11 protein-coding genes are annotated in these 18,496 nt (G+C 70.7%); 8 read left to right on the plus strand and 3 right to left on the minus strand.

Translation table 11 applies throughout. The features are described 5' to 3' along the window. Positions 1 to 36: 36 nt before the first annotated feature. The gene (locus N7925_RS33845) at positions 37 to 1,680 is read left to right on the plus strand and encodes an alpha/beta hydrolase (RefSeq protein WP_274346137.1); all 1,644 of its coding nucleotides are present in this window, start codon (positions 37 to 39) and stop codon (positions 1,678 to 1,680) included. 165 nt (positions 1,681 to 1,845) lie between these two features. Here N7925_RS33845 and N7925_RS33850 read toward each other — a convergent pair whose 3' ends face one another. Beyond that, a complete protein-coding gene (locus N7925_RS33850) occupies positions 1,846 to 4,197 on the minus strand; it encodes an AbfB domain-containing protein (RefSeq protein WP_274346138.1) in 2,352 nt (783 codons plus the stop codon). A gap of 59 nt (positions 4,198 to 4,256) precedes the next feature. Continuing rightward, complete coding sequence (locus N7925_RS33855; protein WP_274346139.1) at positions 4,257 to 6,701, minus strand: RICIN domain-containing protein; 2,445 nt, start codon at positions 6,699 to 6,701, stop codon at positions 4,257 to 4,259. Between the two features lie 637 nt (positions 6,702 to 7,338). Between N7925_RS33855 and N7925_RS33860 the strand changes: the two genes are divergently transcribed. The 6 genes from N7925_RS33860 to N7925_RS33885 all read left to right on the plus strand — a co-directional run bounded on the left by N7925_RS33860 (position 7,339) and on the right by N7925_RS33885 (position 14,468). Continuing rightward, positions 7,339 to 8,421, plus strand: a complete 1,083-nt coding sequence (locus N7925_RS33860) for an ABC transporter substrate-binding protein (protein ID WP_265603329.1) — start codon at positions 7,339 to 7,341, stop codon at positions 8,419 to 8,421. 142 nt (positions 8,422 to 8,563) lie between these two features. Beyond that, positions 8,564 to 10,210 (plus strand): sugar ABC transporter ATP-binding protein, encoded by a 1,647-nt coding sequence (locus N7925_RS33865; RefSeq protein ID WP_274346140.1) that lies wholly within the window; start codon positions 8,564 to 8,566, stop codon positions 10,208 to 10,210. Continuing rightward, complete coding sequence (locus N7925_RS33870) at positions 10,207 to 11,184, plus strand: ABC transporter permease (RefSeq protein ID WP_265603331.1); 978 nt, start codon at positions 10,207 to 10,209, stop codon at positions 11,182 to 11,184. The genes N7925_RS33865 and N7925_RS33870 overlap by 4 nt, the downstream gene beginning before the upstream one ends. Further along, positions 11,181 to 12,230 carry an ABC transporter permease gene (locus tag N7925_RS33875; protein WP_265603332.1) on the plus strand — a complete coding sequence of 350 codons (1,050 nt, stop codon included), beginning with the start codon at positions 11,181 to 11,183 and terminating at the stop codon, positions 12,228 to 12,230. Before N7925_RS33870 ends, N7925_RS33875 begins: the two co-directional genes overlap by 4 nt. A 97-nt stretch (positions 12,231 to 12,327) precedes the next feature. Next, complete coding sequence (locus N7925_RS33880) at positions 12,328 to 13,359, plus strand: LacI family DNA-binding transcriptional regulator (protein ID WP_265603333.1); 1,032 nt, start codon at positions 12,328 to 12,330, stop codon at positions 13,357 to 13,359. Positions 13,360 to 13,403: 44 nt separating this feature from the next. Further along, positions 13,404 to 14,468 carry an aldose epimerase family protein gene (locus N7925_RS33885; RefSeq protein ID WP_274346141.1) on the plus strand — a complete coding sequence of 355 codons (1,065 nt, stop codon included), beginning with the start codon at positions 13,404 to 13,406 and terminating at the stop codon, positions 14,466 to 14,468. Between the two features lie 335 nt (positions 14,469 to 14,803). On the opposite strand, the gene N7925_RS33890 is transcribed toward N7925_RS33885, so the two are convergent. Beyond that, complete coding sequence (locus tag N7925_RS33890; protein WP_274346142.1) at positions 14,804 to 17,833, minus strand: carbohydrate binding domain-containing protein; 3,030 nt, start codon at positions 17,831 to 17,833, stop codon at positions 14,804 to 14,806. Positions 17,834 to 18,031: 198 nt separating this feature from the next. On the opposite strand from N7925_RS33890, the gene N7925_RS33895 reads away from it, so the two are divergent. After that, positions 18,032 to 18,448, plus strand: coding sequence for an acyl-CoA thioesterase (locus N7925_RS33895; protein WP_274346143.1), 417 nt, complete (start codon positions 18,032 to 18,034; stop codon positions 18,446 to 18,448). The last annotated feature ends 48 nt before the right edge of the window (positions 18,449 to 18,496 follow it).

Below are 18,496 nucleotides of genomic sequence, written 5' to 3' on the forward strand. Positions count from 1 at the left end.
TTCCTGTCCGAACATGTGACCGGAAGGATCGATATCGTGCGCAACAGACGACGTCTCGTACCCCTGTTAGCGGTAAGCATCACGGCAACCCTCGCCCCCGCGCTGGTCACCTCCACGGCCACCGCCGCTCCGTCGGCGTTCTCCCCGTCGAGCGCGTCCCCGTCCGCCGGCAAGGGCGCGCTCGACCGGTACGCGAAGCAGAAGCCGCGCTGGAAGCGGTGCGAGGCCGCCGCGCCCGCGGAGTTCCGGTGCGCCACGATCAAGGTCCCGCTGGACTACCGGAGACCCGGGGGCGAGCGGATCGACCTGGCCATATCCCGGATCAAGGCCACCGCACCCGGCAAGCGGCACGGTGTCCTGCTCTCCAACCCCGGCGGCCCAGGCGGCGAAGGCCTGTACATGCCGCTGTCGATGGCCGAGTCGCTCCCCGCGTCCGCGCGGCAGAAGTACGACCTCGTCGGCTTCGACCCGCGCGGTGTGGGACGCAGCAGCCCGGTCTCCTGCGGCCTGGAGCCGGAGGAGGAGGACTGGCTGCGGCCGTACAAGGAGGAGACGTTCGACGACGACGTCGCCTGGGCGCGGACGTTCGCGGACAAGTGCGAGGAGAAGGCGGGCGACGTGCTCCCGCACCTCACCACACGCAACACCGCACGTGACATGGACCTGCTCCGGGCGGTCCTCGGCGAGAAGAAGATCAGCTACGTGGGCTACTCGTACGGCACCTACCTCGGGGCCGTCTACACCCAGCTCTTCCCGCGGCGCGCCGACCGGTTCGTGCTGGACAGCGCGGTCGACCCGGAACGCGCCTGGCGCGGGATGATCCAGTGGTGGGCACAGGGCGCGGAGCCCGCGTTCGACCGCTGGACCGGGTGGGCCGCCGAGCGTTCGGAGCGGTACGGCCTCGGCGACACCCCGAAGAAGGTCGAGGGGGCCTTCTGGGACCTGGTCGCGCGGGCCGGCGAGGAGCCCATCGACCTGGACGGGCAGCTGGTCACCGGCGACGACATACGCAGCGGCATGCGGGCGGCGGTCTTCAGCCCGCACTCCGCCACCGAGGCGTTCGTGGAGTTGAAGAAGGCGGCCGACGGCAAGCCCGCCGCGACGGAGAAGCTCAAGGCGTTCACCGGATCCGAGGAGCGCGAAACGGCGGGCGCGGCGGTCGAGACGCCGGCCGACAACGTGTCCGCGAGCTTCTGGGCCGTGGTGTGCGGCGACAACTCGGCCGCGTGGTCCCGCGACCCCGAGAGCTACCGGCGCGACGCCATCGCGGACAGGGGCCGCTATCCGCTCTTCGGGGACTTCGCCTCCCACATCAAGCCCTGCGCGTTCTGGGACAGGTCCGAGGAGCGGGCGACCGAGGTGAACAACAAGGTCACGTCCCTGGTGGTCCAGAACGAGTGGGACTCGCAGACGCCGCTGCCCAGCGGCCAGGCCCTGCACCGGCAGCTGAAGGGGTCGAAGATGGTCGCTGTCCTCGGCGGCGAGGGCCACGGCGTCTACCCCAGCGGCAACGCGTGCACCGACGGCGCGGTCAACCGCTATCTGCTGACCGGCAGGCTCCCGGCGAAGGACGTGACCTGCAAGGCGACGGCCGAGTCGAACGCCAAGGCGCGGCAGAACCAGCAGGAGGACGTGATCCCGGGGTCTCCGCTCCCGGACCGCGCCCCTGACCGCTTCTGACCCCGCCGCACCTCGCACCCGACCGCGCCTCGCACCCGACCGTACCTCGCACCCCACCGCATATCTCGCCCCGCACACAGCCGGCCCAGCCGCGACGGAAAACCCTCTCCGTCGTGGCCGGGCCGGCCGGTCGTTCACCCGCTCATCGTCCTCGGTCCCCGGGGATCACGGGGTCCAGGGCGCGTCCACCGCCCAGGTGGTGTCCTCGGCGAAGGAGACCGGACTGTCGAAGGTCCGCCCGCCGCCGGGGGTGGCCAGCCACACCTCGGAGTCGATGTGTCGCAGATAGCTGCCGGGCAGATTGGCGCTGGTGAACCGCACCCCGCCACTGCCCGCGACCGCGCACCAGGTGGCATCCGCCTTGAACAGCGCCGAGTTGTCGTTGGCATCGCGCCGCACGCGGAAGTCTTGGTGGCGGAGGAACTCGCCGGGATAGTTCCGGGACTCGAAGGAGTAGCAGTTGCCGTTGGCGAGACCGGGGACGATCTTCCAGGTGGCGTCCGCCTTCAGCACCGCCGGACTCCCGCTGTTCACCACCTCGGTGAAGGCCAGCCCGTCGTAGTGCCGGAGGTGCTTCGTCGTGTGCCCGGGGGTGGTGACCCGCAGCGACCGGTTCTGCCCGGTGGGGAGGTTCACCGGGGGAGCGGGGTTCCGGGACGCCTGGATCAGGGCCTGGTTGGCGGCTCTGACCCGGGCGGTGTCGACCTTGACCACCTGGCGGTCGTAGGTCAGCAGCCCGTTCGCCTCGTTCTCGACGTCCGTGATCTCCGTGTAGACCGACGCGGAGAGCCCGGCGGGGAGTTGGCCGACGCGGATGGCGTCGAGGAGTCCGACGAACCGGTTGTTGAGAGCCGCGATGCTCGGCTGGTCCTCGTAGCTGAAGCCGCCGCCCGGATACCACTCGTGACCGGGCACCTTGTAGCCGAGCCCGCCGAATTCGCCCAGCACGGCGGCCCGGGTGGCGCTCGGCGCGGTGTTGCCGGGGCCGACGTAGATGTGGTGGTCGACCACGTCGCCGTTCCCGCCGTCGACCGAGCCGCAGCAGTTGACGCCGCTCATGTTGTTGACCAGGCGCGAGGGGTCCTGGGCCTTGACCTCGTCGGCGATCCGGGCTTGGTCGTACTGTCCCCAGCCCTCGTTCTGGTTGACCCACATCACCACCGACGGCGAACTGCGGTGCTGGTCGATGATGGTGCGGTACTCCGTCTCCCACTGGGTGCGGGCCGGCCCGTCGGGCACCTTGCCGGTGTCCATCGACGGCATGTCCTGCCAGACCAGCAGACCCAGCTTGTCCGCCCAGTAGAACCACCGCTGCGGCTCCACCTTGATGTGCTTGCGGACCATGTTGAACCCGAGGTCCTTGTGCGCCTGGAGGTCGTACTTCAACGCCTCGTCGCTCGGCGCGGTGTAGATGCCGTCCGGCCAGTACCCCTGGTCCAGGGTGCCGGTCTGGAAGACGAACTTCCCGTTGAGCACCGGCCGCAGGATGTCGTCCACCTTCGCCAGGCCCACCGACCGCATGCCGGTGTAGCTGCCCACGGTGTCGGTGACGGCCGAGCCGTCGAGCAGGTCCGCCCGCACGTCGTACAGGAACGGGTCCTCGGGGCTCCACAACCGCGGATTCGGGACGGGTACGGAGATCTCCCCGCCCACCGCGCCGGTCGCCGTGCCCACCACCGTACCGCCAGTGGAGACGGTGATCCGGGCGTTCCGGCCCGCCGCGCCCGCCGACTGGACCTTCACCCGCAGGGTGTTGCTCCCCAGGTGCGGCGTCATGTCGAGGCGGGTGATGTGGGCGGCGGCCACCGGCTCCAGCCAGACCGTCTGCCAGATGCCGGAGGCCGCGGTGTAGAAGATCCCGCCGCCCGGGTGCGGCTTCACGTCGTTGATCCGCTGCTTGCCGACCGCCTGCCCGCCGGTCTGGCTCGGGTCGTACACGGAGACCACGACGGTGTTCGTACCCCTGTTGAGCTGCGGGGTGATGTCGTACGCGAACGAGTCGAAGCCACCCTTGTGCGCCCCGACCTCGGTGCCGTTGACCCAGACGGTGGTCTGCCAGTCGGAGGCCCCGAAGTGCAGCTTGACCCGGCGGCCGTCCCAGTTCGCGGGGACGGTGAAGGTCCGCTTGTACCAGAGCTTGTCCATCTCGGTGATGCGCCGCTGGATGCCGGAGAGCGCGGACTCGGCGACGAACGGGACCCGGATCTGCTCCGGGAAGGCGGCGGGCTGCCCGGCGTCACGGCCGGTGACGGCGAAGTCCCAGATGCCGTTGAGGTTCGTCCAGTCCGGCCGGGTCAGCTGCGGGCGCGGATACTCCGGCAGCGGCTTGTCGACGGAGACCTGGTTCGTCCACGGCGTCGTCATGGGCGCCGGCTTCGGCTCCCAGGCGGCGGGCGCGGCGGCCGCCGGCGAGGTGCCGGTACTCACGAGGGCGGTGGCCACCAGGGCGAGGAGGCCGGTGGTGGCCGTTAACCTCCGCCACCAGGTGCGATGGCGGGGTGCGGGTGCTGGTCGCATGGTTTGAACATCCCTTTCATGGTTGTACGGGGAGGAGCGGGGGGACGTCAGGGAGGGCCTCACCGGAGCCGCCACAGGTGATCGGCCGTTCCGTTGTCGTCGTACTGGACGACGTGGGAACTGTCGGCCGTGGACATCCCGTCCACGGCCAGCACCTTGGCGGAGTTCCGGTTGCGGACGCGGTACCAGCCGTCGCCGTCCGGTACGAGCTGCCAGAGGTGGTCGGCGGTGTCGTTGTCGTCGAACTGCACGACGTGCGCGCTGTTCGCGGTGGACATCAGGTCGACGCCCAGCACCTTGCCGGAGTGCTGGTTACGGATCCGGTACCAGCCGTCCCCGTTGGCCACCAGCCGCCAGAGGTGGTCGGCCGTCCCCGTGTCCCCGAACTGCACGACGTGGGCGCTGTTCGCGGTCGACATGCCGTCCACGCCCAGCACCTTGCCGGAGTGCCGGTTCGCGATCCGGTACCAGCGGTCCGCCAGCCACGGTTCCGCGTCCGGGGCGGCCGTCGGGAAGGCCGTGACCCGCAGCCGGGCCGCACCCATCGGCACCAGGGTGACCTCCTCGACCGGCTCGGCCGAGCGCGCCGGACTCGCCTGGAGCGGAGCGACCACCCGCTCGTCGTCCGCCGTCCACTCCGGGATGCGGCGGGCGCGGGCGGTCATGGTGAGCGGGGTGCCCTCCAGGGTGAACGGGTTGTCGCCGGCCGCCCGGCGGGTGGAGCGGTGGCGCAGGGACGCGGTGGGGCGGTCGGTGTCCAGGACGAGGCCGTAGTTCCAGGGGCTTGTGGCGTGGACCGCGTACTCCGGGAACGTGTCGCTGCCGCCGATCCGCTCGTACCGCTCCCCGATCCGCAGGGAGTACGTGAGCGGCCCGTGGTCCACGCTGACCGAGCCGTGGTTGTCCGCCCAGGTACGTACGGCGGTCCGCTGCGGCAGCCGCAGGGTGACCTCGTCGCCGCTCGACCAGGTCCGCTCGATCCGGGTGAAGGCAGGTCCGGCCGGGGCGGCGACCCGCCGGCCGTTGACCCGGATGTCCGGGTCCGCGCACCAGGCCGGAACGCGCAGGACCAGCGGGAAGCGCAGGCGCTTCGGCGAGGTGAGGGAGAGCGTGACGGTGTCGGTGAAGGGGTAGCCGGTCTCCTCGGTGAACGTCACCTCCGTGCCGTCCGCGACCTTCGCCGTCACCTCGCTCGGCGCGTACATGGCCGCCGCGAGCCCGCCGTCCGGGGTGGCGAGCCACAGCTCCTCGGTGAAGTACGGCCAGCCCATGCCGTAGTTGTGCGGGCAGCAGCGGTACTGGTCGACGCCCGGCAGATACGCGAGCATCGCGAAGCCGTTCTGGAACTGGCGGTCCCGCTTGGGCGCGTTGTCCAGGTCCACGCTGTTGGCGCAGGTGATGTAGTGCACCGCCCTGCCCGACGGATCGAGCGCCGCCGGAGGCGAGTTGAAGGCCAGCTCCTCGCAGCGGTCCGCCCACAGCGGGTCCCCGGTGATCCGGGTGAGCAGCTGGTGGCTCGCCATGAACTCGACGATGCCGCAGGTCTCGAAGCCCTGGCGGGGGTCGCCGTGGCCCGGCCGGGCGTTCTCGTCGCCGGCGAAGCCGCCTCCGGGGAACTGCCCGTAGGCGTCCATGGCCTTCGCGTAGGTGCCGTAGGTGTTACGCGTGTCGGTGGCCGAGCCGCTGCGCAGCGCGAACTGGGCGGGCTCCCGGAAGCCCTGCGCGATGTTGACGTTGTGCGGGTTGACGAGGTTGTCGCCCCAGTCGGCCCCGTACCGGTGGATCTTGTCGACGAGGTCCAGGAGGAACGCGTCGCCGGTGCGGTTGTAGAGCCACATGGCGCTGTCCAGGCCGTCGCCCCAGCGCAGGGCGATCCAGCTGGTGTCGAAGGCCCCCGGGCCCTGGGCGACCATGTAACGGAAGAAGCGGCTGAGGAAGGGGATGATCCGGGTGTCGCCGCTGTACTCCTGCCAGGAGCGCAGGGCCAGGATCAGGGGGAGGAACGGCCAGAAGTCGGGCCCGCCGTTCAGCGAGGTGCGCAGTGCCTTCGGGCCGAAGAAGCCGTCGGACTGCCCGGTGGCGAGGATCGCGTCCAGCCAGCGGCGGGTGGTGGCCAGCGCGTTCGCGTCCCCGGTGACGATCGCGAGATCGACGTATCCGCGCAGCCAGTAGGGGACTTCCTCCCAGCCGCCCCGGTCCGGGCGCACCCAGCCGGTGGCCGTGAAGTCGAGGAAGTGCGAGAACTCCTCGTACCGGCCGCACAGCCCCTCCAGTTGGAGCTTCAGCTGCCCGGCCAGCCAGCCGCGCGCGGTCACCTTGCCGGGCGGCAGCTTCAGGAACGCGGTGGGGTGCAGCGGGGCGGCGTTGGGGGAGTAGTGGCCGCCCCGGGCGGCCCGGGCCCGGTGGCGGTCGGGGGTCGCGGCGGTCGCCCACCGGCTTGTCGCGCCGGTGGCGATCGCGGTGGCCACCGCGGAGGTGATGAGCTGCCTGCGGTTCAGGGGCATCGGTGCGGCTCCTGTTCTCGGGCACGGCCGCCTGTGCCGCGGCCGGCTCGGTGGGGGTGGCCGCACGGCGCCGTGGCCGTGCGGGGCGGGGCTGCTGGGCAGTGCGCTGTGCGGCTGAGGTGCGGCTGACGTGCGGCTGACGTGCGGCGGAGCGGTGAACGGGACGCTGCCGGGCGTGTGGTGGGGCCCGGAAGGACCGGGGCGCGGGGCAGCGGCGGTCGGCGCACGCCGCAGGCCGCCGTCGCGCGGCGGGCGGTCGGACGGCGATCGTTCTTCCAACGTTGAAAAACAGGCGTCCGGCGGTATGACAGCACGGCGTCGGGCGGGTGTCCAGGCTTCGCGCAGCGCCTGTGCCGAAGGGTGAGGCGTCGGCCGACGACGTGCTCCGGCGGTCCGCCGACACATTTTGGAAACGCATCGACATCGCTCTTGCCGCCCGTGCCGCACCGCATATATAACGTTGTAAACCGAGCCGCCGACAGACCCCGCAGGCTCTCACGGCCACTGTTCCCGCAGTACGGAGCAGGGGCGTGAGGAATGCGGCGGCAGCGGCCGCAGAGCAGCCGATGCCTCGTCCCGCATGCCCCGACCGCACGCCGACCAGCGTGCCGTCAACCCGCCAAGGAGCGTTCCGCGCATGATGATCCAGCGTCGATCCCGTACCCTCGCCGTGGCCTGCGTCCTCGCCGCCACCACGCTGGCCGCCGCCGGCTGCGCCAAGTCGGAGACCTCCAACAACGCGGGCGGCGACAGCAGCCAGGGAGCGCAGGAGGCCAAGTCCCCCGAGTCCACGTCCGGTTCGGGCTGCAAGCTGACCACCTACGGCGCGCCGAAACTGGACCTCAAGGACGCCGTGGTCGGCTTCTCCCAGTCGGAGAAGGAGGCCAATCCCTTCCGGATCGCCGAGACCCAGTCCATCAAGGACGAGGCGAAGAAGGTCGGCGTCAAGAAGCTCCTCACCACCAACGCCCAGTCCCAGCTGTCCAAGCAGATCAGCGACATCCAGGACATGCTGTCCCAGGGCGCCCAGTTCCTCATCGTCGCCCCGCTCAACTCCGACGGTCTGGAGCCCGCGTTGAAGGCGGCGGCAGCCAAGAAGGTCCCCGTCCTCACCATCGACCGCAAGGTCAACTCCACCGCCTGCAAGGACTACGTGGCCTTCCTCGGCTCCGACTTCGTCGAGCAGGGCAAGCGCGCCGCCGACGCGATGATCAAGGTCACCGGCGGCAAGGGCAAGGTCGCCATCCTGCTCGGCGCGTCGGGCAACAACGTCACCACCGACCGCACCAAGGGCTTCGTCGACCAGGTGAAGGCGGAGGCCCCCGGCCTGGAGATCGTCGCGCAGCAGACCGGCGAGTTCGCCCGCGACAAGGGCCAGCAGGTCATGGAGCAGCTCATCCAGTCCAAGCCCGACATCACCGCCGTCTACGCCGAGAACGACGAGATGGGCCTCGGAGCCGTCACCGCGCTGAAGGCCGCCGGCAAGAAGCCCGGCAAGGACGTCAAGATCGTCTCCGTCGACGGCACCCGCAACGCCGTCCAGGCCCTCGTCAACGGCGAGTACAACGCCGTCATCGAGTCCAACCCGCGCTTCGGCCCGCTCGCCTTCGCGACCGCGCAGAAGTTCTACGCCGGTGAGGAGATCCCCGAGAACGTGATCATCACCGACCGCGAGTACGACGAGGCCAACGCCAAGGAATCGCTCGGCGGAGCGTACTGACCCCCTTCGACGGCCGGCCCCCTTCGACGGCCGGCCCCCTTCGACGGCCGGCCCCTCGACGGCCGGCCGCCGCGACGCCCGGGGCACCCCGGGGCGCCCGGCGGCCCGGCCCCATTCCCGTAACACCGGAAGGCCAGGATTCATGGCACCAACCCCAGCGACACCCCAGCACCCGGAGACCGCCGGGGCCGGTGCCGCCGCCGTGGCGGACCCCGTCCTCGAAGCCCGCTCGGTGAGCAAGCGGTTCCCGGGCGTCATCGCCCTGGACGGCGTCTCCTTCGCCCTGCGCGCGGGCGAGGTCCACGCGCTCGTCGGCGAGAACGGGGCCGGCAAGTCCACCCTCATCAAGGTGCTCACCGGCGTCTACCGGAGCGACGAGGGCGAGGTGTGCGTCAGCGGCGAACCGGTCCGCTTCGCCCGCCCGTTCGAGGCGCAGCAGGCCGGGATCTCCACCATCTACCAGGAGGTGAACCTCGTCCCGCTGATGAGCGTGGCGCGCAACATCTTCCTGGGCCGGGAGCCGAAGAACCGCTTCGGGCTCATCGACTTCGCCCGGATGAACCGCGAGACCACCGAACTCCTCGACGGCTTCGGCGTCCGCGTCGACCCCAAGCGGCCCCTGCACACGCTCGGCATCGGCACCCAGCAGATGGTCGCGCTCGCCCGCGCCGTCTCCGTACGGGCCCAGGTCGTCATCATGGACGAACCCACCTCCTCGCTGGAGCCCCGCGAGGTCGAGACCCTCTTCCGGGTCATCGAGAACCTGCGCGGCCAGGGCATCGCCGTCCTCTACGTCAGCCACCGCATGGACGAGCTCTACCGCATCTGCGACCGGGTCACCGTCCTGCGCGACGGCCGCCACATCCACACCGGCGAACTGGCCCCGCTGGACCGCATGCAGTTGGTGTCCATGATGCTCGGCCGCGACTTGGCCGAGGTCCGGCGCGACGGGCTCACCGGCTTCGCCGCCGAAGGACACGACGCGGCCCGCACCCCCGTCCTCACCGCCAAGCGCCTCGACCGCCGCCACCAACTGCACGACATATCCGTGGAGTTGTACGCCGGTGAGGTGCTGGGCCTCGGCGGACTGCTGGGCTCCGGGCGCAGCGAGACCGCCAAGGCGCTCACCGGCGCGCTGCCCCTGGACGGCGGGGAGATCACCGTCGACGGCAAGCGCCTCGGCCGCCCCACCCCGGCCGCCGCCATCCGCGCGGGCATCAGCATGCTCCCCGAGGACCGCAAGGCCGAGGGCATCGTCCCCGGCCTCTCCGTCCGCGAGAACATCGTGCTCGCCGCCATGCCCCGGCTCTCCAGGGGCGGCATCGTCTCCCGCGCCAAGCAGGACCGCGTCGTCGACCTCTTCATGAAACGGCTGCGGATCAAGGCATCCAGCCCCGAGCAGAAGGTCGGCGAACTCTCCGGAGGCAACCAGCAGAAGGTGCTGCTCGCTCGCTGGCTCTGTCTGGAGCCCAAGGTGCTGCTGCTCGACGAGCCCACCCGGGGCATCGACGTCGGCGCCAAGGCCGAGGTGCAGAGCCTGATCGACGAACTCGCCCGCGAAGGGCTCGCCGTACTGCTGATCTCCTCCGACATCGAGGAGCTGATCGAGGGCGCCGACCGCATCGTCGTCCTGCGCGGCGGCGCGGTCGCCGGTGAACTCGCCGGCGACGAGGTGGACGAGAGCCGCCTGCTCGAAGTGCTCGCCGACCACACGCCCGACGCCGTGTTCGCCGACCACACGCCCGATTCCGGTGGGAAGGCCCCGGCCGCCCAGGAGGACCCCCGATGACCACCCAGGCCACCCTGCCACGCCCCGCCGCGAAGCCACTGGCCCGGCTGCGCGACCCCGCCTGGTACCAGGAGTACGGGGTTTACGCGGCCGTCGCCGTCGTCCTGCTGTTCAACGCGCTGTTCACCGAGCACTTCATGACGGCCGACAACCTGCGCACCCAGCTCGTCCAGGTCGCGCCCATCGTGATCGTCGCCCTCGGCATGGCCCTGGTCATCGGCACCGAGGGGATCGACCTCTCCGTCGGCTCCACCATGGCGCTCGCCGCCGCCCTGCTGCCGCTCTACCTCGGCTACGGGTTGGTCCCCGCGCTGCTGATCGCGCTGCTCGCCGGAGCGGTCGTCGGCGCGATCAACGGGACGCTCGTCTCGCTCGTGGGGCTGCAACCCATCGTCGCCACGCTCGCCCTGTTCGTCGGCGGGCGGGGCCTCGCCCTCGTGATGGCGGACGGTCAGCTCAAGCAGATCGTCAACCCCGACATCCTCGCGCTCGGCACCGGCTCCTTCCTCGGCATCCCGACGGTCGTCCTCATCGCGGGCGTCCTCGCGCTCGCCGTCGCCTTCCTGGTGCAGCGCACCACCTTCGGCCGCCAGATCGTCGCCATCGGCGGCAACCGCTCGGCCGCCGCGCTCTCCGGACTGCCCGTCAAGCGCGTCCTGATCGGCGTCTACATCCTGTGCGGGGTGATGGCCGCCCTCGCCGGCATCCTCGCCACCGCCCGGCTCACCGCCAGCGACCCGTCCTCGCTCGGCACCCTCATGGAGCTGTCCGCCATCACGGCGGTCGTCGTCGGCGGCACCCCGCTGAACGGCGGCTCCATCCGGGTGCTCGGCACCGTCGCGGGCGCCCTGCTCATGCAGCTGCTGCGCGCGACCCTCGTCAAGCACGACCTGCCCGACTCCACCGCACAGATCGCCCAGGCGGCCATCATCATCGCCGCCGTCTACGTCGCCCGGGAGCGTAGGTCCCGATGAACAACACCCCACCGGCCACCGTGCCCGCGGCCGAGACCCCGGCGCCGCTCAAGAGCGCCCCCTCGCGCCCCGAACCCCGCCCCGGACGCTCCACCGGCTCCCGGATCGGCGAACTGCTCCAGCGCCAGGGCGTCCTCGCGGTCCTGCTGACCGTGATCCTCATCGCCTCGTTCGTCTACCCGACGTTCGCGAGCCTCGACAACGCCCGGGGCGTCACCGTCCAGGCCTCGTTCCTCGCGATCGTCGCGCTCGGCATGACCCTGGTCATCATCACCGGCGGCATCGACCTCTCCGTCGGCTCGGTCTTCGCCCTCGGCGGCGTGCTGGCCGCCTGGGCCTCGCAATGGGGCTTCCTCGCCGCCCTGCTCGTACCCCTGGTGGTCTGCGGCGCGATCGGACTGGTCAACGGCCTGCTCATCGCCCGCGGGAACATGGCGCCCTTCATCGTCACGCTCGCCACCCTCCTCGCGGCGCGCGGCATGCTGCTCGCCTTCACCGACGAGGGCGCCACCACCTACCTGGTCCCCAAGGACTCCGCCTTCGCCGAGCTCGGCCAGGGCAGCGTCTGGGGCTTCGGATACCCGATCCTCGTCGCACTCGCCCTCTTCGGGGCGGGCGGACTCCTGCTCCAGCGGACCTCGTTCGGACAGACCCTGTTCGCCGTCGGCGGCAGCAGCGACGCGGCCACCCTCATGGGCCTGCCCGTCGCCCGGACGAAGATCCTCGTCTACACCCTCAGCGGACTGCTCGCCGGACTCGCCGGAGCGCTCAACGCCGCCCGCCTCTCCTCCGGCGTCACCATCGTCGGCGTCGGCATGGAACTCGACGCGATCTCCGCCGTCGTCATCGGCGGAACCCTCCTCATCGGCGGCGCGGGATCCATCAGCGGCACCCTCTGGGGCGTCCTGCTCCTCGCCGTGATCCAGAACCTCATCAACCAGATCGGCTCGCTCAACTCCTCGTACCAGTCGGTGGTCAGCGGCGGCTTCCTTATCGTTGTCGTGGTGGCGCAGCGTTACCTCGCGCGCAGCCGGAGAACCACCTGAACCGTACGTATCCGCAGAACCGCCTGAACCGTATGTATCCGGAGACCACCTGAACCGTACGGATCGGGCCGAGTCGAACCAAGCAACAAGGAGTGCCGTGGGCGTCAGCCTCAAGGACGTGGCTCAACGGGCGGGCGTGTCCATCAAGACCGTGTCGAACGTGGTCAACAACTATCAGCACGTCACCCCGAAGATGCGGGCCAAGGTCCAGCAGGCGATCGACGAGCTCGGCTACCGGCCGAACCTCACCGCCCGCCACCTCCGTAAGGGCCGCACCGGCATCATCGCCCTCGCCGTCCCCGAATTCGGCAACCCGTACTTCGCGGAACTGGCCGGCGAGGTCGTCGACGCGGCGGCCCGGCACGACTACACCGTCCTGGTCGACCACACGGCGGGCCTGCGGGAGAACGAACTGCTGGTCTGCCAGGGGTTCCGCTCCCACGTCATCGACGGCCTCATCCTCAGCCCCATCCACCTGGAGACCGAGGACCTGATGGCCCGCACCGAGACCGCGCCGCTGGTGCTGCTCGGCGAGCGCGAGTACGAGGCCCCCTACGACCACATCGCCATCGACAACGTGGCCGCCGCCCGCGAGGCCGTCGCCCACCTCGTCGCCCTCGGCCACCGCAGGATCGCCTTCCTCGGCTCCCGCACCGGCCAGGAACGCCAGCCCGCCCACCTCCGGCTGCGCGGCTGGCGCGAGGAACTGGCCGCCTCCGGCATCGAACCCGACGAGTCCCTGGTCGTCGTCACCGATGGTTACGGGCGCGAGGACGGTGCGGCGGCGATGGCCTCCCTCCTCGACCGGGGCCGGCGGCCCGACGCCGTGTTCGCGTACAACGACATGATCGCGACCGGCGCCATGCGCACCATCACCGAACGCGGCCTCGCCATCCCGGACGACATCGCCGTCGTCGGCTTCGACGACATCGAGGAGAGCAGGTACGGGGCCACCACCCTCACCACCATCGCGCCCGACAAGGCGGCCATCGCCCGGCTCGCAGTCGACAGCCTCGTCGAACGCCTCGCGGGCACCCCCGTCGCCGAACCCCGGCGGCCCCGCCCCGGCTACCGGCTCGTCGTCCGCGAATCCACCACACCCCGCGAGGCTCCCGGACCGCCCCGCTAGCGGCCCCTTCGCGGGCCCCTTCCACACCCCCCAAGGAACTCCTCATGCCCACCGTGCACCGCAAACCGTTCGGCCGCGCCCACGGGCAGAGCGAGACCGACCTCTGGACCCTCGACTCCGGCACCGGCGTCCGGGCCGAGATCCTCACCTACGGCGGTGTCCTGCACAGCCTCACCGTGCCGGACACCGCGGGCAGCCCCGGCCCGGTCGTCCGCTCGCTGCCCGCGCTCGACGACTACACCGACAAGAACCCGTACTTCGGGGCCGTCGTCGGCCGGTACGCCAACCGCATCGCCCACGGCCGCTTCACTCTCGACGGGACCACCCACCACATCCCCGCCAACGACCGGGGCCACGCCCTGCACGGGGGCCCCGACGGCTTCCACACCAAGGTCTGGGAGGCCATCGGGGACCGTACCGACACCACCGCCGTCGTCCGGCTCACCCTGCACAGCCCCGACGGCGACATGGGCTTCCCCGGAGCGCTCGACGTCACCGCCACCTACACCCTGGACACCACCGGGACCCTCGCCGTCGACTACCGGGCCGTCACCGACCGGCCCACCGTCGTCAACCTCACCAACCACTCCTACCTCAACCTCGGCGACGACGACATCCTCGGCCACACCCTCCAGGTCGACGCCGACGCCTACCTCCCCATCGACCCCGGCTCCATCCCCGAAGGCCCGCCCGCCCCGGTGGCCGGCACCCCGTTCGACCTCACCGCCCCGCAGCGGCTGGGTGGACAACTCGCCCTGCCGCACCCCCAACTCGCCCTGGCCGGCGGCTTCGACCACTGCTGGGTCCTGCGCCCCGCCGCCCCCGGGACCCTGCGCCGGGCCGCCCGCCTCACCGCCCCCGGCGACCGGCGCACCCTGGAGCTCTGGACCACCGAGCCCGGCCTCCAGGTCTACACCGCCAACCAGCTCGACGGCGCGTTCACCGATGGCACCGGCCGCCGCCACCGCCGCCACGGATCGCTCTGCCTGGAGACCCAGCACCTGCCGGACTCGCCCAACCGCCCGGGCCACCCCACCACCGTGCTGCGCCCCGGCGAGGTCCTGCGCAGCCGCACCGAATGGCGCTTCCCGCACCTGCGGGCGCGGTAGCCGCGCATCCGGGCGGCCGGGCCGTGCGTATGGTTCGCCCGTACGCAGGTGAACGGGGAGATTTTCGAGGGTGGGGACCTGATGACGCGCAAGAACGGACGGAGACTGGGGCCGGCGGTGGCACTGGTGACGGCGATCGGACTGACCTCGGCATGCGGGGACGCCACCGAAGCTCGCCACGTTCAAGCCGGAGCCGGGCCCCGACGAAGGGGTCATCGCCAGACTCGTCGAGAACGTCGCCGACGCCCAGGGCGCCTGAGGACGGTGACAACCCGCCGCACCGCGAAGTACCTGCGGCGCACGGTGCGGCGGGTCGTGACGGGAGGCCGGGACCGCTACTTCACGTACGGGCCCGCCGCGCCGATCTTCCCCGGCGCGGCGTTCTTCCCGCCGAGGTCCAGGACGTACACGCGCAGGTTGGCCTTCCCGGGGGCCGGGACCGCGAGGGTGCCGCCGGTGACGACCTTCGTGTCACCCGTCACGGCGTCCCTGTACGTGCCGTTGGGGATGCCGGTGTACGCGGCGCTCCCGGAGACCGTCACCAGGGCGAAGCTGTCGGTGCCGCTCGCCGCGTCGGTGTAGCGCCTCTTGTACGCCATGGATCCGCTGATGCCCTCCGTGGAGTACTGGCCCATCTGGAGTGCGGGCACCGCCCGCCGGATCTCGTTGAGCCGCTGGAGGTGCCGTGCCAGCGGTGCGGCCAGCGTGTCCGCGACCTTCCCGGTGGCCGACGACACCTTGCCGAAGTCCGAGGCCGTCACCTCACCGGCCAGGTGGTCCCCGAAGTAGGCCCGCCCGGTCGTCGCCAGAGGGCACGTCGGCCCGCAGTCGATCTTCTTCCCCTTCTGGAACTCGATCTCGGAGCCGTAGTAGAGCGTCGGGATCCCCCGGAAGGTCCACATCAGCGACATGTTCTCGGCCCAGGCGTCCGTGCCGCCCGTGTACCGCTCGCTGCTCTTGTTGGGCCCGTAGTCGTGGCTGTCGACGTAGACGACGTTGTACGTGGCGTCGTTGACCGCGTCGTCGGAGTCCTTGCCGTTGTGGTAGGCGTTGTTCGCGTCCCCGAAGTTCATGTGCATCCGCATGTCGATGATGTTCATCCCGGAGGACCGGCTCCGGTCGGGGGTGCGGTAGGCGTTGCCCTTGAGGAAGGCGTTGTCGGAGACGGGCTGCGATGCCGTGCCCTGCCGCTGCTCGTGGTCGTACATCTCCAGGGCGGCCTTCTCGTCGTCCGCGCTGTACTCCTCGCGTTCCTTCCAGGTGAAGAACTGCGCCGAGTGGTTGACCGAACCGCGGTTCCACTTGTCGTTGACGAAGGCGGCGACCTCACCGAACACGAAGAAGTTCTTCGCCGCCCCGGCCCCGAACCGCTGGGTGACGCGCTCCTGGATGGCGGGCAGGAAGCGGCGGTTCCAGGTGGTGCGGGGGATGTGCACCGCCGTGTCGAGCCGGAAGCCGTCGACGCCCATGTCGATGTACTTGTTGTACGCGCCGATCAGATAGTTCTGGACCTGGGCGTTCTCGGTGTTGAAGTCGGCGAGGTCGTCATGCAGCCAGCAGGAGCGGGAGTCCTCGCCCTCCCAGTTGCCGATCCAGCAGTTGTGGTAGAGCGCTTTCGGGAACATGCCCGAAGTAGGGCTCGGCCACTGACAGTTGTAGATCCGGTAGCCCTCCGGCGAGGTGTGTCCGGTGGGGGTGCCCCAGTTGAGGCAGGTGTTGCCGGACGGTTCGGCCGTGGACCACAGGTCGCCGTTGTAGTACGACTTCCCCGACTTGGGCTCGACGGTGAGGCCGTCGTAGGTGAAGGCGTCGTCCTTCTCGTCGTAGTACCAGCTCCACTGGGCGTCGCGCACCCCGTAGGCCTTCGGGGTGAACAGTCCCTCGGCGCCCCAGCGCGAGGAGTGGTTGTGGACCACGTCCTGGTAGATCTTCATGCCCTTGGCGTGCGCCGCGTTGATGAGGTCCTGGTACGAGGCCCCGGCGGACTCCAGCCTCGGGTCGACCTTGTAGAAGTCGTAGCCGTGGTAGCCGTGGTAGTCGTAGTCCGAGCGGTTGAGCACGACCGGGGTGATCCAGATCGCGGAGAAGCCGAGGCCCTTGACGTAGTCGAGCTTCTGCACGAGTCCCTTGAAGTCGCCACGGAACATGGGGTCGCCGCCCACGGCGTTGCCGGACTTCTCGTGCTGGCTGCCGCCCCGGTTGTTCGTGCTGTCGCCGTCGTTGAAGCGGGCGGTGAGCACGAAGTAGATCGGGTCCTTGCGGGGGTCGGTGCCCAGTGGCGTACCCGACGGCGGAGCGGTTGGCTTGTCGCCGGTGGTGGCGGAGGCCGGGGCGGATTCCGCCGAGACGTTCCCGGCGGCGTCCACGGCCCGGACGGTGTAGCGGTAGCCGGTCCTCGCCTCGAGGCCGGTGTCGGAGAACACGGTCGAGGTGGTGTCGGCGACCACCGTGCCCTTCGTGCCGCCGGTCCGGATGACCTGATACTTCGTCACCCCGCGGTTGTCCGTCGCGGGTTCCCAGGTGACCACGACCGCGACCCCGTCGGCTGCGGCCTTCACCGCCGGGGGCGCGGTGGGCGCCTCGGTGTCCGGTTCCTCGGCGGCGCACGGGTCCTTAGCCGAGGCGGTCACCTTGCGGTCCTTGACCGTGGTGAGACCGGTCGCCAGGGTGTAGTCGTTGCCGTTGTTGTTGTCCCAGACCCCGTTGCCGTTGTTGAACGTCGCCTGGAGGCCGGTGGCGCCGCCCAGGTCCACCGTGCGCTTCACCCAGCCGGCGCAGGCGGCTTGCATGCCGATGCCGGGGACGGCCGTCCAGGCTCCGCCGTGCGGTCGGTAGTGCAGATTGACGGTGGGCCAGCCGACGCTGGAAGTCGCGTAGTAGACGGAGGCCGTGTTCGGCCCTGCGGGCTCCTCCGGCTCCTCGGGCCCCGGGCCCGCGCAGGGGTCGCTGTGCGCCACGACCCCGTCCTGGACGGTGATGTTCCCGGTGCCCAGGTCGTAGTTCTTGCCCGCGTTGTTGTCCCAGATGCCCGAGCCGTCGGTGAAGGTCGCCTTCAGTCCGCCCGCGCTCCCGAGGGGGACCGTCAGCTTGACCCAGTCGGTGCAGGCGGCCTCCATCCGGGTGCCGGGCGCGGTGGTCCAGGGACCGCCGTCGGGGGAGTAATGCAGGTAGTACGCCGACCAGTTCCGGGTCTTCGTGGAGTAGAAGACGGTCGCCGTGGTCCCGGCGGCGGCCGAGGCCCCGGCGGGTGCGGTGGCCGGGTCGGGAACGGCTTGCGGTGCGGCGGTGAGGAGTCCCAGCAGCCCGGCCGCTGCCACGGCCGCCGCGAGCGGGCGTCGCAGCAGCCGGTGAGGGGTGCGTCTCATGCGTGTCTCCAGGGGAGGGGGAGAACCCTGACGCGCCTCGGGGTTCGGCGGGTGAACACGACCCGACGGCAAGTCCCGCCGGAATCTTGCTGCAATTCCTTGCGGGGTGGAAGTTACCGGTGCATGACAGGTGCGTAAAGGGATACGGCAGCACCGTCTCACCGGAATGGAAGGGCTGGTGCGGGCGTTCGCACGGTCATGACCTTCTCCGTTGATGTGACCGTGCGCGGCTACGAGCTCGACACCCAGGGCCACCTGAATCAGGCCGTCTACCTCCAGTACGCGGAGCACGCGCGCTGGGAGCTGCTGCGGGCCGCCGGGCTGCCCCAGGAGAAGCTGCTGGCCGACGGGATCGGCCCGGTGCAGCTGGAAGTGACGGTCAAGTACCGCCGGGAGCTGCGCGGCGGCGAGCGGGTGCGCGTCACCTGCCGGTTCGACTACGGCACGGGCAAGACGTTCACGATGGAGCAGCAGATCCTCAAGGAGGACGGGACGGTGGCCGCGGAGATCACCGGAGTGGCCGGCGTCCTCGACCTGATCGAACGCCGGCTCGTCCCGGACCCGCAGGGCCGTCTCGCCGCCCTGGCCGGCCACCCCGATCTGCTGACCGGCTGACCGGCGGGGGAGCGGACCGCTCCGGAGCGGGCCTCCCGTGGGAGGGCG

This window comes from Streptomyces sp. CA-278952, from assembly GCF_028747205.1.
Lineage (GTDB): Bacteria > Actinomycetota > Actinomycetes > Streptomycetales > Streptomycetaceae > Streptomyces.